A 25,522-nucleotide genomic window follows, 5' to 3' on the forward strand; every position below is an offset into this window, starting at 1 on the left:
GTATTGAGAATAGCGCGTTTAAATCAAAAGTGCGGCTTGCTATTTGGCTGAAAATGTGAACATTGCCGCGCGCGCATTCCAGCCAGCGCCTTTTATTTTATGACCGAAAAGATCCGTAACATCGCCATCATCGCTCACGTTGACCATGGCAAAACCACTCTAGTGGATGTACTTCTGGCAGCAGCCGGTTCATTCCGCGAGAACCAAGCAGTCGAAGAGCGCGCCATGGATTCCATGGATCTCGAGCGTGAAAAGGGCATTACCATCAAAGCAAAAAACACATCTGTTCTGTGGAATGGCTACACCATCAACATCTGTGATACTCCAGGCCACGCCGACTTCGGTGGTGAAGTGGAACGCGTCATGAAGATGGTAGACGGCGTACTTCTTCTCGTGGATGCCTACGAAGGCCCACAAGCTCAGACACGTTTCGTACTGCGCAAGGCACTCCAGCAGGGACTTAAGCCAATCGTAGTGGTCAACAAGATCGACCGCGACCACTGCCAGCCAGCAGCTGTGCATGATCAAGTACTCGAGCTCTTCATGGAGCTGGGCGCTACCGACGAGCAGTTCGAGGCACCATTCCTCTACGGATCAGCGAAAAACAGCTTCTTCATCAACAGCCTTGATGACGAGCACAAGGACGTGACTCCACTTCTCGAGGCAATCGTTGCCAACGTTGAAGCACCAGATGCAGACGAAAACGCACCATTCCAGATGCTGGCAAGTAACATCCTCTGGGATGACTACGTTGGTCGTGTGGCTATGGGCAAAGTTCAGCAAGGTCGCGTGAAGAAAGGTGACAAAATCTGGCTGCTGCGCAAAGACGGCACCAAAGTACGCAACACCGTCACTAAAGTATTTGAGTACAGCTCACTCGCTACCGAAGGTGTAGCAGAAGGTGTAGCTGGAAACATCATCGGTGTAGCTGGCTTCGAAGACGTAGACATCGGCGAGACACTCGGCGCTACCGAAGACACTGCGCAACTTCCATTTGTGGACATCGATCCTCCTACCATCCGCATGCAGTTCTCCATCAACGATGGCCCTTACGGTGGCCGCGACGGCAAACACGTGACCTCACGTGCCATCCGCGATCGCCTGCTGCGTGAAGTGAAAACCAACATCTCCATTGAAGTAGAAGATACCAACCAGGCTGGTGTATTTGACGTTTCAGCTCGTGGCGCCATGCAGATCTCAGTATTGGTAGAAACCATGCGTCGTGAAGGCTACGAGGTACTCGTATCTCGTCCAAGCGTGATCACTCAGAAGATCGACGGCAAACTCTGCGAACCATACGAAACTCTCTTCGTAGAAATCCCAGAAGAATACCTCAGCAGCGTCATCAAGGCACTCAACGCCCGCCGCGCTCAGCTGCACAACATGGGCACCAACGCCCACGGATCTACCATCGAGGCCGTCATCTCCACACGTGGCCTCATCGGCTTCGAGTTCGAGCTGCTCAACCTCACATCAGGTCACGGTATCATGTCTCACCTGTTCAAGGAGTACGCACCACACTGTGGTGACATCGTCACTCGTACCACCGGTTGTCTCGTTTCAGGCAATACAGGTACCGCCATGACCTACTCCATGAAAGCACTCGAAGACCGCGGCAAGCTCTTCATCGAGCCAGGCGACGACATCTACGAAGGCCAAATCATCGGTGAAAGCCCACGTATGGGTGACCTCAGCGTCAACGCTATCAAAGCAAAAGCACTCACCAACCACCGTGCTGCTGGTAAAGACAACAACGGCGCACTCATGCCTCCTGTGAAATTCTCACTCGAGCGTGCTATCGAGTACATCGAGAGCGACGAGCTGCTCGAAGCTACTCCTAACCACCTGCGTATCCGTAAGCGCATCCTCTGCCCGCACGAACGTAAGCGCGCCGAGAAAAAACCAAAAACAGAAGAGTAAAATCTTCCCCAAAAAACTAACTCATTTCATCAGCCAGCTGGATCCGTCCAGCTGGCTTTTTTTTTCACAAAAGTTTTCAGTCGGAAGTTTTCAGTTTTCAGACCTTTGCATTGGCTCCTTTGCATTGGCTCCTTTGCATTGGCTCCTTTGCATTGGCTCCTTTGCATTGGCTCCTTTGCATTAGCTCCTTTGCATTGGAAGAATATCCTTCCCCATTCGACCCGCTGGATCAAACTCATCCACCTGACTAGCCTATAGTTAGGCGGCGCCGAAGGTGCCAAAGAACAAAGCCCAGGGCTTCAGCCCTGGGTAGATTCAGCAAAACAAGCGTGTCCTGAAAGGACACCAGAAAACTCCTACCACGCCAGCTAACACATACTCATCTAATCTAGCTAGCTAACTCCCAGCCAAATGCCAAAGGCATCCAACAGCCTAGCCTATGGTAAGGCAGCGCCGAAGGTGCAACGCAACCATAGGACCCAGCCACACATAAATTCTCAGCTCTGAAAGAGCGGTACAAGGCATGACCAGACAGACAAACTGAGCCCCCTCTAACAACCCGACCCAAAGTGCTCCACCTAGCTGGCCAGCCCGAAGGGCTGATGGACTCTAGCCGCGGGTAAGCGAGCCCAGCGAGCGCCACCCGTGGTTAGCCAAGCAAAGCAAAGGATTTCCCGAAGGGAAAATGGAACCCTCCAGCTAGCACATACTCATCAAACCTAGCTAGCGCCTATCTGACTAGTCTGCGCCCTACAAAAAAGCCGATGCAGTATAACATCCCTGCCTATAGTTAGGCCGCGCCGAAGGTGCCAAAGAACAAAGCCCAGGGCTTCAGCCCTGGGTAGATTCAGCAAAGCAAGAGTGTCCTGAAAGGACACCAGAAAACTCCTACCACGCCAGCTAGCTCACATTCATCCAAACTAGCTAACTCCCAGCCAAATGCCAAAGGCATCCAACAGCCTAGCCTATGGTAAGGCAGCGCCGAAGGTGCAACGCAACCATAGGTCACCAGCACCAGACACAATCCCAGCTCTGAAAGAGCGACACACAGAATATATAGACAAACAGTCTGAGGTATGGCCGTTTTCCCCTGTGCTCTGAAGCCATCCCCCCATTAGCTAACCATGTCTAACTAGCTGAAATATCCACCTAGCTGGCTAGCCCGGAGGGCTTACAGACTTTAGCCGCGGGTAAGCGAGCCCAGCGAGCGCCACCCGTGGTTAGCCAAGCAAAGCAAAGGATTTCCCGAAGGGAAAATGGAACCTACCATGCCCTTAACCAACTTGCGCACAAGGCTGCTTTTACATGATTTCCATTTCCTCGACTTCAAATAATCAAGAAACAGTCAGTTCACTTTTTTAGCAGCCAATTCGTCTAACGAATCAATTCTAGCTTTTTCGTCTTTGGCAACTAAGCCTTGATACACTCTCAGAGCCTCTTGCATCCCAGCCTTGTGATTGCTTTCAAATTTGTTTGTTGAAATCTGATAATCAACCTGACCAACAATATAAGCGCCCAGTAACTCCGTACCGTATGGATACTTCAATGTCATCCACGGCATATCATTTTGATTGATAGAAATTGATATTAAAACACTTTCCTCTGCATATGTAAAAATCTCGGCCAATGCAGCCTTAGCCTCATTGGAATAGGGATTTTCGCGGTAAATTTGAATATTTTTTCCAATATCCTCTTTCAGGTTCGCTTCCAAGACACACCCTCTAACATTACGAATAAAAGCGTCCCTTTGCTCATTAGCCTTATCCACCTCATCTTGCTTCGCATGATCAAAACTATATCGAATTTTGATGAAATGATTATTATAAATCCCAACACTAATCAGTGAGTGAGTTTGACGCGAGCTTACCTTTTCTTCTGAATTAGCATTTTTTACTATATTATAGCTAGCTGGAACGGAAATGAGTGCGAAGGAGCTACCGTCCCCCTGCACACTTGCTTTCCGCCCAATATCTACATTTTCAAACCGCCCCGCCTCTTGCATTGCTCTGATTTGCTCAGTGACGTTAGAAAGTTCTTCAATGATCAATTTATGACCAGAATCATCCTTAAGATCTTTGCGTCCAGAATCATAGAGATATATGGTTGCTGTTGAATTTTGATAATAAAAAGAAACTGATTCCCCCAGTTCCTTTTTATCAAATACATGTACTTCACCGATGCTATGCCCTGCAATTTCAGAAGGTAGTATGATTCCCGTTTCTTTGTGACAATACACATCCGCCCTCAAGGTGAATACTGGCATGAAAGCCATTAGTATTAGATAACTTATAATCTGTTTGATCTTCATTTTTCCGATGTCTTGTATTTGTTAGCCGCAAACGCTCACCATTACACTCCCTGAGAGGCCTACGCTTATCAGCCATCTGATGAGCGATCATGTGAACAAGCGCTTACCGCACAGTCAGTTAAACAATCCAACACAAACTAACAATACGTTAATCAAATAAAAGCTCATTTTGTTTAAATTTACCATGAGGGCACAGCTAAAAATACAGTCCCTAAATTTTAGGTCATCTATTCATTACCCCCGACTAATAAATTCCTGAGTAGATTCAGGTAGGAAATCTTCTGGCAAAAGCTAAATCTCAGACGATGCCATGCGCAGTCTTCACATTGAAAGCTCTTCTGCCTTCTGCTGCACCCAATAAGCCAGCTAGCCAACACCCAGCCAAATGCCGAAGGCGCCAAAGAACAAAGCCCGAGGCTTCAGCCCCGGGCAGTTTAAAAAGAACAATAATGTCCTGAAATATCACAGAAACACCACTCCGTTAGGAGGCCAATCGAACCACAACTATTTGGTATTTCTAGCCGCTAGCTTTTCTAGCAACTCGGCATGTGGAAGACCTGAATATTTATCGGCTAACTTCTGACCTTCCGCTTCTCTAGAGGGATTGGCCTTTTTGTGTTCATCAAGCTTCATGAACTTGTTATAATGTTTGGTCACAAATCTGAAGATATCTTTTTCAGCTAACTGGGCCTGTTGAACTTTGCCATTTCCAGCCAGCTTGCTAGCTAGTGATTTAGCGTCGGATTTCACCTGGCTATCACCATCAAAATCGGCCAAAAACTCAGCCCACCCGTACGCTTCCCACGGTTGATCGTCTACCATCTCCTGCGTCCACTCCCACATCACTTTAGAATATCGATCGCGGTCAGATTTTTCCGTAGAGCTGCGGTTAGCCATAAATGCCTCACCTAACACCCTAGCCATACCCTCCTCGATATAAGGAGATCCAGCCCATGAATGCCCCCCTGGGAAAAACCGCAAACGACAGCTCTTAGAGAATTTGTTATGTGTCACAGTCGCCCCTGAGCGGTTGAAACAATTGGTCCCTATCAGGCTGTAAATATAGGTAGACCTACTTATCCTAGCCTCACGAGGTTCCCCCTTATCTGGATACACTTGGTGACCAGAAGCACAGGCTAAAACGCCAGCGACACGTTTATCTAACTCAGCCATCATGAAAGCACAACGTGAGCCGCCAGAAAACCCAGTAGTCATAGCCAAGCCAGAGCTCAGCGGCAATCTATCATAAACGTCATTGAGAATCGTAGTATTGCACAGGTCACACTGGTCGAAGCCATTCTTCGATTGTACTGATAGAACTAAGATCACCCCCAAACGATCCGCTCCCTTACGGTAACGATTGAGCGGGCTGGTTTTATTCCCGCCACCAGCAGCCATGATCAACATCACTGGCCACTCGCGAGCTGTGTGGAAGCCCTCTGGTAAATACAAATGATAACTCCAACGAGAGTCTGATAGACATTTGATTTCACCGCTAACAACGCCCGGTTTGGCATCAACTCCAGACACGCTTGTCGCTCCTTTTTCCTCTTCGGGTTCAGGAAGCTCGCGCACGTATTGTTGGTCTTCCTCTGAAAGCTGACTCAATTTCAATGTCACTGACTTGCCGCCTGAACGACGCTGCAACTCTAACTGGTCACCACTACGCTTCACCAGCTTGGCTTCCAGCTGGCTGCCGGCTTTACTTGTCCAAGTTCTCCATTCCTCCGAGCTGGCTTGAGCTGAGGACAACATCAGTATCACCCAACAAGCTAACATCAACAAACTAGCACGAAACAATTTCGCCAAGCCACTACCGATCATACAAATACACATAAATTTAACAGATTTAAACGAACTGTTATTTCAATACGGAAACCTAACTAAGCCAACTAAAATCCCAACAAAATCAACAAACATGCGTTCTCGCGCTAATTATAACGCAGCTGATGGCTAGAGAGCGGTGTCGCAATTCCCTAAGCTAACTCGGCAATCTGGCAATGCGACCATTCGCATCTCCCTGTATCCTTCACCAGCCATGCAGGCCGGTGGACCGTACTCGCGCTACTTACCAATTTTTGCAGCTAGCTTTTCTAGCAACTCGGCGTGTGGCAGCCCTGGATATTTATCAGCTAACTTCTCACCTTCAGCTGCTCTGGAGCTATTGGGCTTCTTCTCGACATCAAGCGCGATGTATTTGTTATAATGCTTGCTCACAAACTTGATGATATCTTTTTCCGCCAGCTGCGCCTGTTTGACTTTGTCATTTCCAGCCAGCTTGTTAGCTAGTGATTTTGCGTCGGACTTCACCTGGCTGTCGCCATCAAAGTCGGCCAAAAACTCAGCCCAGCCATGAGCTTCCCACGGTTGATCGTCTACCATCTCCTGCGTCCACTGCCACATCACTTTGGAATATCGATCGCGGTCGGATTTTTCCGTAGAGCTACGGTGAGCCATAAATGCCTCACCTAACAACCTAGCCATTCCCTCCTCGATATAGGGAGATCCAGCCCATGAGTGACCGCTAGGAAAGAACCTCAACCTGAAGTTCTTAGACAATAAGTTGTGAGTCACTGTCGCCTCAGAGCGGTTGAAGCAGTTGGTCCCTATCAGACTGTATACATAGGTTGATTTTCTAAGCTTAGCTGACCGTGCAGGTCCACTATCAGGGTAGATACCGTGGCCAGACCCGCAGGCTAACACACCAGCGACACGCTTATCTAGCTCAGCTACCAGATAGGCACAGCGTGAGCCGCCAGAAAACCCAGTCGTCATAGCCAAGTTAGAATGCAGCGGCAGCCTATCGTAAACGTCATTGAGAATTGTCGTATTGCACAAGCCACTTTCACCAAAGCCATTTTTCGACTGTACGGATAGAACGAGGACCACGCCCAAACGATCAGCCACCTCACGATAACGGTTCATTGGATTGCTGGTTTTGCCGCCACCGGGCGACATGATCAACATCACCGGCCACTCGCGAGCCGTATGAAAACTCTCAGGTAGATATAAATAATAGCTCCAGCGAGATTCTGATAGACACTTGATTTCACCGCTAACAACACCCGGCTCAGCATCCACTCCTGATACGCTGGTGGCACCTTTTTCCTCCTCAGGCTCAGGCAGCTCACGCACGTATTGCTGGTCATCAGCTGACAGCTGGCTCAGTTTCAAAATCACTGGCTTTCCTCCTGAACGACGCTGCAACTCTAGCTGGTCGCCACTTCGTTTCACCAGCTTGGCTTCCAGCTGACTACCAGCTTTACTCGTCCAAGTCCTCCACTCGTCCGAGCTGCCATGCGCAGGTGTAGAGGTCAGCAATGCCCAACAAGCGACAAGCACCAACCCTATGCGATAGATACGACTCACCCCTTCAACACCCGAATAAATAGACATATATATTACAAATAACGAATCTTCATTCGAATACATTCAGCCTAACCAGCCAACTAAAAAGCGCACAAACAAACTAACGAACATGCGTCCACGACATCGTTAAACAGACATATCAACCTTCTCGCCACAACTTTGCTTTTCGTATGAGACGACATGAACGCCTCGGGAGTAGTGACATCTGGGAATATCGGAGCTAACAGGAATGCCAGTCGCGTCAATGATGTCGTTGCTGAATATTTCGACTTCAGCACTTTGTAGAGGCCATGCCACGTGGTGAACATCTACACGTTGAAGCTCTCTATCACCTGACATGGAATACAGGCAATATCGTTCTGTGGCCCAATGCTCAAACGTTCCCGGTATCGCAAAAAACTCTTTTGCTGTCGGTCTATATCTAGCGTGAAAACTGACGCTGTCGCTCTTTCTTTGGCTTTGGAACTCATGCCCATCCGTTAGTTTAGACAGCTTTTGCTGCGCGTAGTGATAGGGTAAATTGTAAAGGGCTCTACCGCCAATGACGATGGGGTATGAATGGGCGTCTAGACTGAAGAACCACACTCCGGGTTTGCCGTCGACCACTACATAAGTACGTAGGTTCAGCTCAGGAAATGCTGAGAAATACGGCATGTCAGGAAATGGACGTCGCATCACTCCTGACATCATGAATGGCACCAGACCAAGCCACGCGGTGCCTTCATATAAATCTAACTCGACGCCTGCGGGCAATCTCTTCTCTAGCTCTTGATTGGCCACAGTGTAGTGCAGAAACGCTAAATCTAACTATGACTGCCGCCACTTCCATGGACTGGCTGGCAATGGCCAAGGTCGGTGATCGATTTCTTTTAGCGATGGATGCATTTTTTGAGGGGTAATTAATACATCATTAGGATAATTGCTAGAAGAACAAAGATGCCAATAACAACCGACATCAATGCCTCCGATCCAGACTCTTTCCCCCAATCTAGCTTTACCTTGTTGAGAGTCACAATCCTAACAAAGACATGCCCAATCAGACTGAAAACAGTCCAAAATAGAAAATCCACAACGACTACAAAAAATATGTCTATAACTAACATGGCATGAGCTTTCTAGATGTGTTGGGTTTCACAGGTCTTGAAGATAGCGTTCGAAGCGACCGCTTTCTATTATAAAACACATCATATTTCGCATCTAGCAGAAATAAGGATTCAGTTTTCAGTTTTCAGTTTTCAGTTTTCAGTTTTCAGTTTTCAGTTTTCAGTTTTCAGACCTTTGCATTGAAACTCTGTGCCCCACCCCATTAGCTAGCCCAATATTAGCTAGGGAGAACATCCAGCCAGCTGGCGTATGGCCGCCACGCTGTGGCTCCTCCATTCTTCGGCTAGCTAACCCTGGGCGGTGCCCAGGGCTTCGATAGGTCGCCGCTCCGCGGCTAGCTGAACCTCGTATGATTGCCGCTCCGCGGCTAGCGGGAACATCCATCTAGCTGGCCAGCCCGAAGGGCTGATGGATTTTAGCCGCGGGTCAGCGAGCCCAGCGAGCGCCACCCGTGGGTCCCATGCCGAGATGACGATTTCCCCGAGGGAAAATGGAACCAAACGCTGGCTGGAACAAACCAGCCAGCTGGCGTATGGCCGCCACGCTGTGGCTCCTCCATTCTTCGGCTAGCTAACCCTGGGCGGTGCCCAGGGCTTCGATAGGTCGCCGCTCCGCGGCTAGCTGAACCTCGTATGATTCCCGTCCGCGGCTAGCTGAAACACCCATCTAGCTGGCCAGCCCGGAGGGCTGATGGATTTTAGCCGCGGGTAAGTGAGCTCAGCGAGCGCCACCCGTGGATCCCACGCCGAGAGGACGATTTCCCGGAGGGAAAATGGAACCAAGCGCTGGCTGGTACAAACCGCTACCTGGTGGATGGCCGCCACGATGTGGCTACTCCATTCTTCGGCTAGCTAACCCTGGGCGGTGCCCAGGGCTTCGATAGGTCGCCGCTCCGCGGCTAACTCGAACAAATCGCTAGCTAGGAACCAAGCGCTGGCTGGTGCAAACCACCAGCTGGTGCATGGCCGCCACGATGTGGCTCCTCCATTCTTCGGCTAGCTAACCCTGGGCGGTGCCCAGGGCTTCGATAGGTCGCCGCTCCGCGGCTAGCTGAACCTCGTATGATTGCCGCTCCGCGGCTAGCGGGAACATCCATCTAGCTGGCCAGCCCGAAGGGCTGATGGATTTTAGCCGCGGGTCAGCGAGCCCAGCGAGCGCCACCCGTGGATCCCACGGCGCACAGGAGGATTTCCCGGAGGGAAAATAGAACCAAGCGCTGGCTGAAACAAACCGCTAGCTGGCGTATGGCCGCCACGCTGTGGCTCCGCAATTCTTTGGCTAGCTAACCCTGGGCGATGCCCAGGGCTTCGATAGGTCGCCGCTCCGCGGCTAGCGGGAACATCCATCTAGCTGGTCAGCCCGAAGGGCTGATGGATTTTAGCCGCGGGTAAGTGAGCTCAGCGAGCGCCACCCGTGGATCCCACGCCGAGAGGACGATTTCCCGGAGGGAAAATGGAACCAAGCGCTGGCTGAAACAAACCGCTAGCTGGCGTATGGCCGCCACGCTGTGGCTCCTCCTTTCTTCAGCTAGCTAACCCTGGGCGGTGCCCAGGGCTTCGATAGGTCGCCGCTCCGCGGCTAACTCGAACAAATCGCTAGCTAGGAACCAAGCGCTGGCTGAAACAAACCGCTAGCTGGTGGATGGCCGCCACGCTGTGGCTCCGCAATTCTTCGGCTAGCTAACCCTGGGCGGTGCCCAGGGCTTCGATAGGTCGCCGCTCCGCGGCTAGCTGAACCTCGTATGATTGCCGCTCCGCGGCTAGCGGGAACATCCATCTAGCTGGCCAGCCCGAAGGGCTGATGGATTTTAGCCGCGGGTCAGCGAGCCCAGCGAGCGCCACCCGTGGGTCCCATGCCGAGAGGACGATTTCCCCGAGGGAAAATTGAACCAAACGCTGGCTGGAACAAACCAGCCAGCTGGCGCATGGCCGCCACGATGTGGCTACTCCATTCTTCGGCTAGCTAACCCTGGTCGATGCCCAGGGCTTCGATAGGTCGCCGCTCCGCGCTAGCGGGAACCAAGCGCTGGCTGAAACAAACCGCTAGCTGACGTATGACCGCCACGCTGTGGCTCCTCCATTCTTCGGCTAGCTAACCCTGGGCGGTGCCCAGGGCTTCGATAGGTCGCCGCTCCGCGGCTAGCTGAACCTCGTATGATTCCCGTCCGCGCTAGCTGGAACCAAGCGCTGGCTGGTACAAACCGCTAGCTGGTGTGTGGCCGCCACGCTGTGGCTCCTCCATTCTTTGGCTAGCTAACCCTGGGCGGTGCCCAGGGCTTCGATAGGTCGCCGCTCCGCGGCTAGCTGGAACAAATCGCTAGCTAGGAACCAAGCGCTAGCTGGAAGAAATTTCCAGCTCGTGTGTTCCGCCACAAGGTGCCTGCACGACTCTTCGGCTACCTTTTCCTTGGCCGATCCCATGGCTTCGCTAGCCCACCGCTCCGCGGTCAGCGCGACCTACTATGATCACCGTCCGCGGCTAGCTGGGGAAAATGCCGCCCATTCATTTCGCAAATGTTAATCAATGAGCTGCTACTTGCTGGGCACAAAAAAACAGCCATCCAGCTGGTAGCTGGATGGCTGTCAGAAAATTTACTTTTCCACGGGGATTACCCGGTTGGAAATCTTAGGCTTCAGCTGACTCAGGCTTAAGCTTCTTTGAGTCAAAACGCCAACGGATGTTGTGACGCTTAGCTGCTGTGCGGTTCTTACGAAGCTGACGTCTAGCGACAGATTCGAATGCACGGCGACGACGCATTTCTTCAAGAATGCCTTCACCGTCAAGCATTGTCTTAAGGCGCTTGAGAGCGCGATCTACTGGTTCTCCTTTTTTGAGTTCTACTCCACGCATAATATCGTTTTCTAAAAATTTTTGGGTTCTCCCTGTGGAAGGGGGGCGGAAATTAGGAGCGAAATTTAGATATGTCAAGACCGAAAGCTCAATTAATCCCCTCCGGGCAATAACTTTTTAATACTTTGGTAAATTGGACGTCCGGTAATGCGCCTGCGGAACAAATAAACAGCAACAAATGTGAATAAGATGTTGGTAAACCAAGCAGCTAAAATTGGCGGCATGGCTCCGGATTCACCAAAGGTCAAAAAGAAGGTGGATGAAAACAACATGCCTGCGCAGAGCATCACTGCCACGGCGACACCGCCACCCAGTCCACGTCTGGTAAAGACCACGCCCAGAGGTGTAGCCAGCATGATGATGACGAGGCAGATGACTGGCTGCGACCACCGATAATGCCACTGCGTAAGATAAGGCAGGGTATCTGCCCACTCGAGCCCTTCATTTTCCTTCAGCCAGCTGTTGAGATCGGGAATGCCCATGTTCTCTTCTTTCAGGCCAGGTTTGATGATCTGCCACGGCGACTCACGCCAATCGGTATAAAATGGATCTGGTGCCTCCAGCTTGGTTGGCACAGGTCGTGAGCTGAGGTCTACAAAGTTGGTGCCACGGAATTCCCACAAGCGAGTTTCGCGGTCCCAGTGGGCTGACTCAGCGGACATGCGCAGCACGGGCGCACCACCATTGGCTTCAAATGTGGTGACGAGGATATTTTCCAGCGGCAGGCCTTTATCAAAATCATAAGGGAAAAAACCCACATACCACTCGCGGTTATCCGCCACGTTCGGGTACAATACTGAGCGCGCTCGGCTAGCCTTGCGCTGAGTAGCTTCATCGAGAATAGCATCTTTATATCCAGACGCCAGCGGCGCTAGGTGGTAGTTGAAAATCAGACACACCAGCGAGCACATGGTGCCCACCACTAGCAGCGGCAGTGTGATGCGGAAAATACCACGTCCCGTCTGGATCATCGCCACAATCTCACGACCGCGCGAGAGACGCCCCAGCGCCAAGAGCAAGGAAAGCATCAGCGCGTAGGGCAAAATCAGCACAATCACCGCAGGCATCTGCGAGGTGTAAAACCGCCGCGCGTATTCTAGCGGCTGGCCGCTGTCGCGAAACTCAGATTGGTGGTTTTGAAAATCCATCAATAACCACACACTCAGCAGGCTGATGAAAACCAACGCAAAGGCATTAAAAAACTGCTTCGAGAGATAGCGATCCAAGGTGTCAGCAAATCGATACAAAACCGCCGCAATCGCCGGCAAGAAAAACAGCAAAACCAGCAAATACGGACGCAGCATGTGGCCACGAATGTCAGATTCTGGAAATACGGTAATCTGCTCGTTCACTGAAGCCAGCTCCTGAGGGACAATCCACAGCGACAAGCCAATACCTAGCGCGATAGTAATCACCGGCCAGAGCATTGTTCGCAGCAGTTTTAGTAGAGCTGACATGCGCGCAGTGTGTGCCGCCCGCTAGCCATTTGTCGAGGCCTTTTAGAGCCCAGCTAGCGCTTTCCGCTACTAGCTGGCTGAGGGGAAAAATTTCCCCCCTCTTGCACCACCATTCCAGCTGTGCTAGAAATCACGCGTATGCAGCAGCAGCCCATTTACCAATCCGCACGCCCGAGCTTCATGTCGCGCCTAGACGGTGCTCCCGTCACCAAATGGCTGCTCATTCTCAACATCGCCGTCTACTTCCTCGGCATGGCCAATGCCAACCTCGGCGAATGGCTCGCGCTCAAAGGCCACTTCAGCGTCGCCACCTTCTTTCAGCATGGTCAGCTGTGGCGCATCCTCAGCTTCCAGTTCCTCCACGCCAGCCCGTCCCACCTGCTGTTTAATATGTTTGCCATCTACATGTTTGGCGCCTTTGTCGAGCACTGGTGGCAGAGCAAAAAATTCCTCTTCTTTTACCTCATCGCTGGCTGCGGCGGCGCCCTGCTCTACAGCCTCCTTTTCCAGCTGGGTCAATTTGGCGACACCCCATTCATGTACCGTGGCACCATTTACGAGGCCGCTTACATTCCACTAGTTGGCGCCTCAGCTGGCATCTACGGCATCCTGCTTGGCGTAGCCGTCATTGCGCCAGACCAGCGCATCATGCTCATCTTCCCACCTATCCCGATGAAAATGCGCACCTTTGCGCTCGGCATCCTCGCAATCTCACTCTTCATCGTGCTCACCGACGGCAGAAACTCCGGCGGCGAAGCGGGCCACCTCGGCGGCGCCATCCTCGGCTTCATCATGATGAAAAATCCACACTGGCTGGCATTCATCGACCGCACCGGTGGTGGCCCACGCCGCCCAGCTGGAGGCACAAAATCCCGCTGGCGCCGTCCTGGCATCCGCGATGCCAAAGTAGTGCGCGAGAAAAAAATCAAACCGCGCACCATCATCGACCTCCACCATGATGACGAACTCGACGGCATTCTCGACAAAATCTCCGAGCAAGGATTTCAAAGCCTCACCGCTGAAGAACGCAAAAAACTAGACCAAGCGTCACAAAAGAAATAAGCCCAGCTGATTCTACCGCTTGAATCCCAGCCAGCTTGCCACTATCTCTCAGTCATGACCGACGACGAGATGATCCAATGCGCTGAAGACGGCAAACAAATCCAACGACTGCGCGCCATCATGCACCGGCTGCGCGCACCAGGCGGCTGCCCGTGGGATGCCGAGCAAACTCACGCCACCCTCGTTCCCCATCTCATCGAAGAAGCCTACGAAACCGTAGACACCATCAAACGACAAGACTGGAACCACCTGCAAGAAGAGCTCGGTGACCTGCTGCTGCAAGTCGTCTTCCACGCCGAAATCGCCGAGCAAGACGGACGCTACAACCTCGACGACATCGCCCGCGGCATCTCAGACAAACTCATCCGTCGCCACCCACACGTCTACGCCACCAGCCAAGCCGACGATCCAGACGCCGTGCTCAAGCAGTGGGACGAAATCAAACGCCAAGAAAAAGGCCTCACCACCCAACAAGGGTTTCTGCACGAAACCGGCAAAGGACTGCCCGCCATGCTGCGCGCCGCCAAACTACAAAAAAAAGCCGGCAAAGTTGGCTTCGACTGGCCAGATGACGCCGGTGTGGTCGACAAAATCCGTGAAGAACTCGCCGAGACTGAAGAAGTCCTCGCAGAAGGCGGTGAGCGCCTCGAAGAAGAACTCGGCGACCTGCTCTTCTCCGTCGTCAACCTCGCGCGCAAACGCAAACTCAACCCAGAGATATTGCTCGAAGCCGCCAACCAAAAATTCGAAGACAGATTCACCAAAATGCAGCTCGCGCTGGAAAATAACGGCACGTCATTAGATGACGCCGACCTCGATACCATGGAAGCCCAATGGCAAGCCGCTAAATAATCCTCACTCACTAAGCGTGCCCTCCAGCTAGCTGGAAATAAGCACCTACTAACAAACCAACTACTCTACTACTACGGCCATGATCATGGATGTCTCATTTTCCCCAAAAGAAGGAAGCCCTGCAATCTCCACTAACCAGCTCGTTGAAAAAATCCAAAACAACAGCGTAGACGCCCAGCTAGAACCAGCCAGCGGCGACCAGCCAGCCGTGCTCAAGCTCACCGACCACGCCAGCAGCTTCCACTTCACCGAAACCGACGGCGCCGTGAGCCTCATCCTGCTCAAATTCGCCCTCACCGATCCCATCGAAAAGATCGACAAAGCCGTCTACATCCTCACCCAAAATGGCTTCGTCGACGACTCCGAAGCCGACTTCATCTAAGCTCACTCAGCCACCCCCAGCTGGAAATCTAGCTAGAAAATCTAGCATCGTTTCGGCACAAGCCCTATGTAAGCCCCCACCTCCATGGCGATAACGGCCCCCAGGAATCTTTTAGAGAGCTTGCTCAAATGCTCACGCTCATTGCGCAGCTTAAATTCTTCTAGGATGGTGCCAGCTACATCAATAACACATACAGCGTGCGAACGGTCTCAAAGGTCGATGCCAATAGTAATCTGAGTCGAGGTAGTCATAGGTGAGAAGTGTATCACGCGGAGCTAGAGCCCCGCTGACGCCTTCTCATCTAATCTTGTTCGCTAGAGTCAATGCTTGCGTTTGTACATAGCGCCTAGACCAAATACATCCATATCTGGTGTTTGGATACTAATCTCTTCATCAGAATAGATGGCTATATTTATGGGAGTATTAGTGTGAATAGCAGTAGGAAAGTCAGGTGTAATCCAACGTGTAACCGCAAAAGTAGTATACTCGGTGTTTTGCGCTGAAATAGAAGGGCTGATTGTAATCTGGTTATCGGATAGATATGTGATCGTTAGCGTATTAGGTAAACCTGAGTGAGCTTCATCTTCTGAAATAATCCAGGTGCCGTCGAGGTCTTGAGCCGATTCTATAGCTAGACGATGTTGATGTAACTGCGCCGTAGGCTTTAGGATTAGGTGTAACAATGACCTTTCAGCTGCAGGTGGATAATCTGCGGTTGCTGAATGACCACTAATGTCATCAAGATCATCGTTGTAGTATGCGTAAATATAGAGAATTCCGTAGAGAAGACTTGCTGTCACGAGGGGTGATAGAATTAGTAAGAGCTTCTTCATTTGAGCGAACGTCTAGCACACCAACCGCTGACCGCTCAGCGCGCTACGTTTTGGGGTTGGGATTAAAATTGTCATAAAGGTCAGGAATTCGGCGGGGAAGCGGTTGGGTGCTGCGCCTTGTTGGGTCTATTTTTTCTCGCCCAGTCTTCCGTGCCAGTAGCCAGGCCTACGGCTGCTCGCGGCAATAGCGACAACTACCAGAATGCCATCACGAATAACGTAAGCTATGTAGTAGGGAAAAACGGGGCAATTGACGCGCCGATATCCTGCTGCCCTTTCGCGCCATAGATAAGGAGCCGAAGCAACTGTGTTCAAAATCGTTGCAACTTCGTCCCTAAGGCGTCGACCAAGTCCTCGCTCTTGATCCTCATAGTAGTCGACGGCATCAAATAGATCCCCCTTGGCCTCAGATGTTAATTCGACAGAAATCATGCCCACCTCTGATCCAATTCACGAAAAACATCGGATGCAGGGATTCTTTGCGTCAGACCTTTGTCCAAGAGCTCAATCCTCCTTACAATTTCATCGCTCCACAGGACCGCAACATCCTCTCCCTCAGTAGAGTCGGATGTCTCCAAAATACGATGAATTAGCGCAACTCTCTGGTCATCAGGAAGTTTCATCACTTCACGTTCTAATTCAGCTATCGTTGGCATGTTATGATTGTACAGCGTAATGGTTACTGCGCCAATTCTTATTATCGCCCAAGGTCATAGCGCACCAAGCCCTGACCATCAGAGACTCAAAGCCATGCATTGCAGAAACCTACATCAAAACCCTTCCCCTCTGTCAAATATCAGAGCGGGTCAGGGATTGGCTACTGCATCTTGTTATCCCTTATTTATATTGGGAAATTTTTCAGGCTTTAGCTTACGAAACTTGGAATGGTCATTAACCGACGCCTCGTTAACCCCCAATGACTCCAGCTTACCGTTGCGGAAAGAAACATACATCACCCACATTTCTTCCCACGTTCTCTTGCCGTCGTCACCAATAGGCTCAAAAAAATATTCTGTGTAAAAATATACCGTCATAGTACGGTTGCCATCCACTGCAATTCCATCAGGGCTGCCGCAATAGTGCTCAAATTGCTTTCTACTTACTATTGCCTTTTTCTCTCGAACTACTTTCTCTATAACATCAGCGTTAGCTTTAAACAGCGAGTTGTTCTTAAGCTCAGCATATGGGAGCAAGCGAACAATCTCTGGATCAAGTTTAGCTGGTGCTTTTTTAACTCCTTTTATGCCGCCGGTATCCTTCTCGGTTACTTCAGCAGCCCATTGCAAACTAGAAGAAAAAGTGAGCAATAAGAGCGAGAGTGTCGCCGCTTGAGTTTTGGTCTTCATTTTTTGGATAACGTAAAGTTCACCAGCCGCTGACCGCTCAGCGTGCGACGTTTTTGGGTTTGGATTGAAATGGTCATAAACGTCATTAATTCGGCGGGGAAGCGGTTGGGCTCTGCATATTGTTAGACCAAATTGTACCTCTGTCTAAGCCATAGGGAGTCTTCTATCACAACCTCCAAATCTCCACGCTCTAAAAAAGTTGCCCAAGGTTCAACACCCTTAACCCCATGTGTCTTCATACGATCTATCTCCTGATCGTGTATTATTGATATATTTTGTAAAACTAATTCTTTAGACACACCGTACGTTCTACAAAAGAAATCAAAACGTTCCTCTATGTCTTCTGAAGCTACTCCAGCTTCGGTTGATCGCCTTGGAGGCTTAAGAGGGATACAATGCCAAGCTACTTGTGCTAAATCTTCTAGGATTGTCCCAGGCTCAGCGAAATCCCAGTCTATCACACCAACCAATCGATCTCCCATCCACACCATATTCCATGGACCAATATCTCCATGCCGAATAATGCATGAGTCTGTAGTATCACGATCTGCAAGATGCCACTTAGCACCAATAGGTTCAAATTTAACTACTATCTGATGATATTGCTTCAGCATTCGGGCAATCTGTTCAAGTCCCGATAGTGTGCGAAGGACACTCGGCCAAGGACGTAGAGCAACCTCTCCATCAATATAGCTTAAGCACTCACGATTAGATTTTTCGTCAACACCTATGAAATCAGGAGCATACTCAAATCCTGAATGATTAAGAAACTGTAGTAACTCGTGCACACTTTTTGACCAGTACCCCATTGGTCTAAAAACGCGATCCCCACATCGAGATACGACATTGACGCTACCACTAGAACTCTCGCCATCTATGATTGAACGCTGTGTTGGTTTCATTTTTTAGCCTAACGTCTAGCACACCAACCGTTGACCGCTCAGCGTGCGACGTTTTGGGGTTGAGATTGAAATGGTCATAAAGGTCATTAATTCGGCGAGGAAGCGGCTGGGCGCTGCGCCTTGTTAGCCCGATTTGTTCTCGTAGAGCTTAGCAAAACTATACTCCTTGCTATTCGTTGAATTATAGAAAATGGTGAACGCTTGAGAATTCTTTCGAGATGATAGCTTAATGGTTACAGACGATCCATTCTTGAGTACATGACGGCTCATACCTGTACCGCACCAGTGCCAGCCTCCTGCTACCCACTTACCTTCAACAAGCTTCTTAAAGTAAAGCTGCGGGGATTGGGGGCTATAGCCATAATATGATAAATCGAATCCAGTATTATTGCTCACCTTAACTTCTATATGTTCTTTATTTGATGAAATAACCTTGATACTTGGGAGTTTCGTCAATGCGCGCTCATCCTTCGAGTGGACAATACGCTTATCCCAGCCTTCCGGTTCTTGAGCAGCAGCAAAGCTGATACATATGATGGTGAGAAATGATGTGATTGTGGCTTTCATGATATTCTTTGCTAACGTCCGAGGCCTGCCACCCCCTACTGGGAGCGCCCCTCCGATTCAGGTTTGGGGTTCTGGTTGCCCTCCGAATTCGAATCCGGAGCGGTAGCGGGTTGGTCAGCGCCGTCTTGTTCTGCCTTGGATTTGGTGTAGAGACGTCGAAGCTCCTTCTGAGCCTCTGCTAGAGAAAGTGGATCTGACGCACCACTAAGAATCAACCGGTAGCCACTCTCAGCAGGAATCACCTCTATACTGCTTCCTCCATTCTTGCCTTCGATCTCGATCTTTCCGCCCCCACAAACGCGAAGAACAATCTCAACGAGATCATCCTTGGCACCATTCTTCGCGAGCGGTAGTGAATCGATGCAGGCGCCAACTGCTATAGCCTCTTCCGGTGCTCGCCATTCCCTCAGATCCAATAGCTCATGTTCATTGAGAAGAATGTGATTCAGGAGAGATCGAATCTTAAGCGTTCCTTCGTCCATCTCTTGGACAAGCTGGGCAAATAGCTTGGGATGGGGAGCTTCCCGTATTGCTTGGATTGTTGCCGAAAGGTGTTTCAAATCAGAATCATCTGGATGCTCGTCAGCCAGAATTAAATCTCTAAGTGGCTGGGGATAGCGCTGTCGCTTTCGTGCTTTCTCTGCTTCCTCAGCAGCGAACATGTCCGCTCCGGAAAGATACACCTCGCGTTCCTTCTGGTTCGTGGGATTAGTCGGTCGAAATTTACCCCTCCGAATTACAAGTTCGTTTACCTGAGTAATTCCCTTCGCTCGCTGCTCCTCATTGAACGAAGTATGCGCAAATACACTGATATATGTAAGGCGATTCTCAGCTGACGGGCTGAAGCAAACCCACGAGTGAGAACTATGTATTCCCTTCGGGCCTCCCCATCCGGAAAAGCTTGGTCGTCCATTACCAAGCAATTCCTTGATCTCAGCAACCGTGGAGCATATGCGAATCTTCTTATTGGTAGGGATTGACTTGATGTAGACTGGAGCATCACTTCCCAGATAGCTTCCATTCGGATATGTGCGGAGAAGCGCTATCTCACCATCCATGATGCGCCCTTTCTCCAATCTCATTCTCTCAATCTTGCCATCCTCGTCGGCAATATCGCCGATCCAATCGCGGGCAAGAGAACGCGTGTCCATTGCAGTATCGGCATTGGCCTGCACCTTATCGAGCATCTCGGATAGTGTCGTAGATTCGTCCGCGACAGCCGTTGGGAGCAAGAGTGCTCCAACAACTCCTAGGAACGTCGTGAAAATTATGTGCTTCATTTCTTGGCAGAACGTCTAGCACACCAACCGCTGACCACTCAGCGCGCTAGGTTTTTGGGTTGGGATTGAAATGGTCATAAAGGTCATTAATTCGGCGGGGAAGCGGTTGGGTGCAGCGACTTGTTAGCCCAAATTATTATGAGCCGTCATAAGGTGGAAAAATTCGGCCAATAGGAAATTGGGGTAACTTCCCCTGGCCCTGAAGGGACTCGACTTGATGCTGCTTGCAAAACACGCAAAATCGAACAACCCTGTCTGAGCAACCATCAACACGGCACGATGAATCACCCTGGTCGTCCCCTAGCTTCTCGTAATAGTCGCTCATCATTGCGGAGTATATCATCATTGCGGCTGGCTGCTTATATGACTCCTCCAGCCATTCTTCTATGCTGATGGGAGGAACCTGAAATAAATATTCTTCGTCGCCAAAATTCCATTCGTGTCCACTCTGCCAGAATTGCTCGCAGCTGGGACATTGAAACAATGATAGCCGCAGCTCTGTGTTCTCACTCAGAACTACCAAAGACTTACGAATAGCTGGCGATTCTTTGATTCGTCGTTTGATGCTGATTCGGTCTAGCTCTATGGGTTGGTATTGTGTGCAATTACAGGTCATTTCTTATTATTGGCTAACAGTATTGGTTCGTAATAATGGTAAAGTGATTTAACATTCCAAAAATCCGATTAGCCGAGACTCGTAGCATTATCTATGTGGTGCTTGCGGGCGGGATATTTAGCTAGATTGATAGTTTTCATGATAGGAAAGGTTAAAATGAGTGATTGCCGATAGTACTTTTTTGGAAAGCTGAATGGTGAAGAGTGCTTGAAATCACGATAAAAGTTAGAACTAATTAGACAACTAACAAATCCGCTAATTCGAGTAAAGCGAATGAGTGATTTATTTTAGACGGCTAGAAGATAAGGATATGTTCTTATGGGTAGTATTCATGAACAGCCTGAGGGGCGGCCTGCTGATTGTAATGATCAGGCTGTGACATCTGCACAGCGGCGGCGAGGTGGCAGCCCTCCCTGCGCGTAGGTATATTGCGGAATCGCCACCGGCTGGAAGCTCGCAGCAAGGGCCAAATCAGTATCAATGGATAGAGTATAGGACTTCGGCGATGGGTAAGGTGCCAGCGGCGGCTAGATGACGCTCAGATTATATGCAGAAAGCTATAATACACGCACTCTACAAGCGCTCCTTCATCCGGCTCCAGTTGGAGAATCTAGCTAGAAAAAGACCGGCATCTACAACTAGATGCCAGTCCCAATCCCCCACACTCTCTGCAAATGCTGCCTGCCTACCGCTGGCATAGCTAGCCAACACTCTCCTAACACCATCAACATCTAGCTAGAAGTATTGGCCCGCCTACCTGTACACGAACTAGCATTTTTGACATTACACTTTAGAAATTTTCTTTCACTCTTGAAAACTGATTCATCTTCCGCATAGTGATCATTCATTACCACTTCGTAAGCCTTGCAGCACAAATCATCGCTTACAAAAAACCACGAAACCAAATATGAAACGCCTATTACCATTAGCAGCTGGGGCACTTATGCTAAGTAACCCAGTGTCTGCTGAAGAGCAGACCAAACCAAACTTCATCATGTTGCTGGCCGACGATATGGGTTGGGGTGACATTGGCAACAACGGCCACCCTTTGATAGTAACACCTAACCTAGATGCCATGGCTGACAACGGCATGAACCTGAGCCGCTGTTATGCTCCTTGTGCCACCTGCTCACCATCACGCGCTGCTATCCTAACTGGACGCAACAACCTGCGTGTTGGCCTAACCAGCTACATGAAAACTCCAGCTGATGGATTTGTTGGAAAATGGCATCTGTTGGAATCCGAAATCACCTATGCTGAAGCTCTGCGCGATGCTGGCTACGCCACTGCTCACTACGGCAAATGGCACGTTGGCTACTTATGCCAAGAGCAAACGCCAAAAAACTTCATGACTCCAGGCATGGCTGGGTTTGATGACTGGTTCACTAGTCACAACATTCTCTACACCTACGATCCGTACGCCAAACTACCTAACAACAAGGACGAGAAACATCTCTACTTTGATAACGGAAAATTCATTAGCCTAAAGGAAGGCCAAGCGCGCCCAGAACTGCGCAAAGATGACGCCACCATCGTCATGGATAAAACCTTAGGTTTTATTGAAGAACAAGCGAAAGCAAAAAAACCATTTGCCGTAGCCGTCTGGTTCCACCACGTGCACAACCCGCTTTCACAAAACCCAGAGCTGCGCAAACTCTATCCAGAGGATATGGACGACAAACTTGCCCTCTATCTCAGCAACGTAACTGCTATGGATGTGGAAGTTGGCCGACTGCGTGAAAAGCTGCGCGAACTTGGCATAGCCGACAATACCATGGTCATGTTCTCCAGTGATAACGGCCCGCGCGTTGCAGGTCCAGGCCAAGCCAAGCTCATTGCAGGCGAGGCTAACGATGGTAAATTCCGCTACGGTCCTAGCGGCTCACCTGGGCCATTCAAAGGTGGCAAATATGGCCTTTGGGAAGCAGGCACATTAGTTCCTGGCGTGATCGAGTGGCCAGCCAAGATCAAAGCCGGCAGCACATCAGCCGTGCCTACAGTACTAACTGACTACATGCCTACCGTCCTAGCAGCAGCTGGCATCCCAATGCCTAACGATCGCACATACGACGGCATCGACATCAACCCTCTGCTAGAAGGTAAAATGACCGAACGCCCTGCGCCAATTCAATTTGCAGCTGGAGGCAGCCGCTCATTGATCAAAGGCAAATATAAGCTGTTCATCGAGTCTAAGCGCAATGAGCAAAACATCATGCTATTCGACCTCGAGGCCGATCCGTATGAAGATAATAACATTGCCGCTAAGATGCCTGAGAAAGTTGAGAGCATGAAAGCAGAACTACTCAGCTGGTCAAAAGACGCCGAGGCCGACTACGAGCGCTCACTTTCCGAGTATAACGCAAAAAACTAGTACCCTAGGAAATCCATCATTTTCACATTCAGCTGGCGGTTTTTTCCCTGATAGGGGTGACAGTGAATGTGAATTGCTGGATTAAAATTCATCTCGATGATCGCATAGTTAGTCTCACTAGCTGGCTCATTGATATCGTCTATCATCATGTCCAGCCCGGTGATATTCACCCCCATCGCCGCAGCTGCACGCTCAGCAATTTCAAAATAGCTGGAGTGAATATCATCAGTGAAGTCAATGCTGTCTCCACCAGTGCTGATGTTGGAGTTCTCTCGCAGATAGACTTTTTTATCAGCTGCAGGTACGCAGTGAAAACCTAATCCCTGGGCTTGCAAAAACATCTCCTCAGCTGGCCCAGCGGCAATTTTTTCTAGTGGTGTGCGGTAACCAACACCGCGCAGTGGGTCTAAATTCTTTTCTTCTATCAGCTGAGAAATGGTGCTTTCTCCGTCGCCCAACACATTAGCAGGAACACGATGCAAGATGCCCTCCACCTTCCCATTGATAAGGAAAAATCGGAATTCGCGGCCACTGATAAATGGCTCAACCAATACACTTTTATCTTCCGCAAAGGCCATTTCCAACGCCTGCTCGTAGTTCTGCCGGCTATCATTTTCCTTCAAAATTGATATGCCTAATCCAAAGTTTGTCGATTTGGGTTTCACCACAATTGCCTCACCTTGATAGATGGCAAAATCTACCTTAGCGCGAGCCACATCGTCATAGTCACCACCCTGCGGCACTCTGATACCCGCATCAGCTAACACCTTCTTGGTAACCACCTTATTCTCCATCATCAACACCGAGCTATAGGTATCGTGTGATGTCTTAGTGGCCTGCTGCACGTATTCCACATGCCCAGCCTTTTCAAATTTCACAAAGTTCTCAGCCCGATCTATCAACTCAAATTTCACCCCACGCAAAACCGCCTCGCGCAACATCAACTGAGTGGAAAGTTCCATGTCCTGATAGGCATAAAAATTAAACCCCTGGGCCAAACTCTGAGCTCGAAAATCTTTAGCCCGCTGCAAGTTACTCGCCACGAATCCATGCTCGCGGATTTGCCTTTTTGTTAGCTCCAGCGGAGAAATTTGCCCGCCAGCTAGCTGGGCATGCAAATCAGCCAAGCTACTGCGGTATTCGCCAGCCAGCTCACCGTCATCGACGATCAAAGATTCTAACTCAGATAGAAAATCAACAACAAAGTCTTTTGCTCCATCGGCAAATGGCACGCCGTGATCATCTAGCAATTCACTATGAAACCCACAGCAAGCGGCGCGATATTGGTTTTGCACCGCCATCATTTGCTCGTCGGCGTCAAATTCCCTCGTCTCATCTTGCCCCATTGCCCACAGCATAAACAAATGCAAAAGGTGTAATGACTGCGGGCGAATGCCCACCTTTACACTTGGATCGAGGTCCAAAATCCTCAACTCCAAATGGGTCAGCTCTCCAGTCTTATGATCACACTTCAGGCGAATTGGGCTATAAAGTTCTTTTTCGTGAATCAACTTGCCCTGATCCACTAACGATCTAACTGAGCAATTGAGACCACTCTGGCTACTATAGTCCAAAATGAACTCTTCGTTGTTGCGGTAACCACACATGCTGGCTCGGATAGATACCGAATGCTCAGAGCCGCGGGCATCGCCACCGGTTTCAGGCATATCACAGCACATGCTCGCGTAGCTTTGGTGCGCGGCTGGAGCATTTCCTAACATCACCACCATCATCCAACGATAGCGCATCATATTGCGCAGTGCTCTCATGTACGCCCACGACTTAAACTCAGAAAAAGTTAGATCGTTCATCGCGAGGCGTTTTTGCATGCCACGAAGTAGCTGGTCCGACACACTGATATTCACATGAATGCCCGAAATCAGCTGCTTCCTTCTGCCATAGGTCTGTGCGAGAAACTCACGGTACTCGGTGAGCGCGCGATGCTCGTCGTCAAATACTGCTAGAGGAATTTTGCTACCATCTTCAGGTAAGGCAGGCGGCATACTCTGAGGCCACAGCAGCTCGTCAGTTAGATTCTCTACCACCACATCGTGGATCGTTTCCAAAAAACCTAATGCCTCACCCATGCTGCGCTGCGGAGGGGTAATCATTTCTAGCTGGCTCTCCGAAAAATCCACCGTGATGTAGGGATTGGCCAGCTTGTCGCCAAATGCCCTTGGATGTGGTGTGAGCGCCAAATTTCCAGCCTCATCAACCCGCACGTGCTCCTTTTCCAGCCCGAATGCACCTTCTAGTAAATACGGCTGCGCCCACGGCTCAGCAAAAATTGATGACGACTTCAT

Annotated in this window: 22 protein-coding genes; 5 read left to right on the top strand and 17 right to left on the bottom strand. The window is 50.1% G+C overall.

Features of this window, described 5'->3' with window-relative positions; translation table 11 throughout:
• Nucleotides 1-99: 99 nt before the first annotated feature.
• Nucleotides 100-1,920 carry a translational GTPase TypA gene (typA, locus tag JIN82_RS12495; protein ID WP_200311985.1) on the top strand — a complete coding sequence of 607 codons (1,821 nt, stop codon included), beginning with the start codon at nucleotides 100-102 and terminating at the stop codon, nucleotides 1,918-1,920.
• A 1,345-nt stretch (nucleotides 1,921-3,265) separates the two neighbouring features.
• Here the strand turns inward: typA and JIN82_RS12500 are convergent.
• The 9 genes from JIN82_RS12500 to JIN82_RS12530 form a co-directional block, all read right to left on the bottom strand.
• A complete protein-coding gene (locus JIN82_RS12500; RefSeq protein ID WP_234041996.1) occupies nucleotides 3,266-4,228 on the bottom strand; it encodes a hypothetical protein in 963 nt (320 codons plus the stop codon).
• 504 nt (nucleotides 4,229-4,732) lie between these two features.
• Nucleotides 4,733-5,983, bottom strand: coding sequence for an alpha/beta hydrolase family protein (locus JIN82_RS12505; RefSeq protein WP_234041997.1), 1,251 nt, complete (start codon nucleotides 5,981-5,983; stop codon nucleotides 4,733-4,735).
• 309 nt (nucleotides 5,984-6,292) lie between these two features.
• Nucleotides 6,293-7,624 carry an alpha/beta hydrolase family protein gene (locus JIN82_RS12510; RefSeq protein ID WP_200311988.1) on the bottom strand — a complete coding sequence of 444 codons (1,332 nt, stop codon included), beginning with the start codon at nucleotides 7,622-7,624 and terminating at the stop codon, nucleotides 6,293-6,295.
• Between the two features lie 99 nt (nucleotides 7,625-7,723).
• Nucleotides 7,724-8,389, bottom strand: a complete 666-nt coding sequence (locus JIN82_RS12515; protein ID WP_267906537.1) for a YqjF family protein — start codon at nucleotides 8,387-8,389, stop codon at nucleotides 7,724-7,726.
• A gap of 107 nt (nucleotides 8,390-8,496) precedes the next feature.
• Entirely contained in the window at nucleotides 8,497-8,700 is a 204-nt protein-coding gene (locus JIN82_RS12520; RefSeq protein WP_200311990.1) for a hypothetical protein, read from the bottom strand.
• A gap of 288 nt (nucleotides 8,701-8,988) precedes the next feature.
• Nucleotides 8,989-9,201, bottom strand: coding sequence for a hypothetical protein (locus JIN82_RS17295; protein WP_234041998.1), 213 nt, complete (start codon nucleotides 9,199-9,201; stop codon nucleotides 8,989-8,991).
• Between the two features lie 1,179 nt (nucleotides 9,202-10,380).
• Nucleotides 10,381-10,593: a hypothetical protein gene (locus tag JIN82_RS17300; RefSeq protein WP_234041999.1), complete on the bottom strand. Its 213-nt coding sequence runs from the start codon at nucleotides 10,591-10,593 to the stop codon at nucleotides 10,381-10,383.
• Nucleotides 10,594-11,326: 733 nt separating this feature from the next.
• The gene (rpsU, locus tag JIN82_RS12525) at nucleotides 11,327-11,551 is read right to left on the bottom strand and encodes a 30S ribosomal protein S21 (RefSeq protein ID WP_200311991.1); all 225 of its coding nucleotides are present in this window, start codon (nucleotides 11,549-11,551) and stop codon (nucleotides 11,327-11,329) included.
• 92 nt (nucleotides 11,552-11,643) lie between these two features.
• Nucleotides 11,644-13,008, bottom strand: a complete 1,365-nt coding sequence (locus JIN82_RS12530; protein WP_200311992.1) for an LptF/LptG family permease — start codon at nucleotides 13,006-13,008, stop codon at nucleotides 11,644-11,646.
• 138 nt (nucleotides 13,009-13,146) lie between these two features.
• Between JIN82_RS12530 and JIN82_RS12535 the strand changes: the two genes are divergently transcribed.
• The 3 genes from JIN82_RS12535 to JIN82_RS12545 all read left to right on the top strand — a co-directional run bounded on the left by JIN82_RS12535 (nucleotide 13,147) and on the right by JIN82_RS12545 (nucleotide 15,304).
• Nucleotides 13,147-14,070 (top strand): rhomboid family intramembrane serine protease, encoded by a 924-nt coding sequence (locus tag JIN82_RS12535; RefSeq protein ID WP_200311993.1) that lies wholly within the window; start codon nucleotides 13,147-13,149, stop codon nucleotides 14,068-14,070.
• 54 nt (nucleotides 14,071-14,124) lie between these two features.
• Nucleotides 14,125-14,922: a nucleoside triphosphate pyrophosphohydrolase gene (gene mazG / locus JIN82_RS12540; protein ID WP_200311994.1), complete on the top strand. Its 798-nt coding sequence runs from the start codon at nucleotides 14,125-14,127 to the stop codon at nucleotides 14,920-14,922.
• Nucleotides 14,923-15,001: 79 nt separating this feature from the next.
• Complete coding sequence (locus JIN82_RS12545) at nucleotides 15,002-15,304, top strand: hypothetical protein (protein ID WP_200311995.1); 303 nt, start codon at nucleotides 15,002-15,004, stop codon at nucleotides 15,302-15,304.
• Between the two features lie 320 nt (nucleotides 15,305-15,624).
• On the opposite strand, the gene JIN82_RS12550 is transcribed toward JIN82_RS12545, so the two are convergent.
• The 7 genes from JIN82_RS12550 to JIN82_RS12580 form a co-directional block, all read right to left on the bottom strand.
• Entirely contained in the window at nucleotides 15,625-16,137 is a 513-nt protein-coding gene (locus JIN82_RS12550) for a hypothetical protein (RefSeq protein ID WP_200311996.1), read from the bottom strand.
• A gap of 126 nt (nucleotides 16,138-16,263) precedes the next feature.
• Nucleotides 16,264-16,569 (bottom strand): type II toxin-antitoxin system RelE/ParE family toxin, encoded by a 306-nt coding sequence (locus tag JIN82_RS12555; RefSeq protein ID WP_200311997.1) that lies wholly within the window; start codon nucleotides 16,567-16,569, stop codon nucleotides 16,264-16,266.
• Nucleotides 16,566-16,793, bottom strand: coding sequence for an addiction module protein (locus tag JIN82_RS17740; protein WP_200311998.1), 228 nt, complete (start codon nucleotides 16,791-16,793; stop codon nucleotides 16,566-16,568). The genes JIN82_RS12555 and JIN82_RS17740 overlap by 4 nt, the downstream gene beginning before the upstream one ends.
• A 174-nt stretch (nucleotides 16,794-16,967) precedes the next feature.
• A complete protein-coding gene (locus JIN82_RS12565; RefSeq protein ID WP_200311999.1) occupies nucleotides 16,968-17,483 on the bottom strand; it encodes a hypothetical protein in 516 nt (171 codons plus the stop codon).
• 122 nt (nucleotides 17,484-17,605) lie between these two features.
• Nucleotides 17,606-18,271, bottom strand: coding sequence for an aminoglycoside phosphotransferase family protein (locus JIN82_RS17305; RefSeq protein WP_200312000.1), 666 nt, complete (start codon nucleotides 18,269-18,271; stop codon nucleotides 17,606-17,608).
• Between the two features lie 237 nt (nucleotides 18,272-18,508).
• The gene (locus JIN82_RS12575; protein WP_200312001.1) at nucleotides 18,509-18,952 is read right to left on the bottom strand and encodes a hypothetical protein; all 444 of its coding nucleotides are present in this window, start codon (nucleotides 18,950-18,952) and stop codon (nucleotides 18,509-18,511) included.
• A gap of 35 nt (nucleotides 18,953-18,987) precedes the next feature.
• A complete protein-coding gene (locus JIN82_RS12580) occupies nucleotides 18,988-20,232 on the bottom strand; it encodes a hypothetical protein (RefSeq protein ID WP_200312002.1) in 1,245 nt (414 codons plus the stop codon).
• 1,523 nt (nucleotides 20,233-21,755) lie between these two features.
• Here JIN82_RS12580 and JIN82_RS12585 point away from each other — a divergent pair.
• Entirely contained in the window at nucleotides 21,756-23,219 is a 1,464-nt protein-coding gene (locus JIN82_RS12585) for a sulfatase family protein (protein WP_200312003.1), read from the top strand.
• Here JIN82_RS12585 and gshAB read toward each other — a convergent pair.
• A complete protein-coding gene (gene gshAB / locus JIN82_RS12590; protein WP_200312004.1) occupies nucleotides 23,216-25,522 on the bottom strand; it encodes a bifunctional glutamate--cysteine ligase GshA/glutathione synthetase GshB in 2,307 nt (768 codons plus the stop codon). The genes JIN82_RS12585 and gshAB overlap by 4 nt on opposite strands.

It is taken from the genome of Persicirhabdus sediminis (genome assembly GCF_016595495.1).
In the GTDB taxonomy this organism is placed as follows: Bacteria; Verrucomicrobiota; Verrucomicrobiia; order Verrucomicrobiales; family Akkermansiaceae; genus Persicirhabdus; species Persicirhabdus sediminis.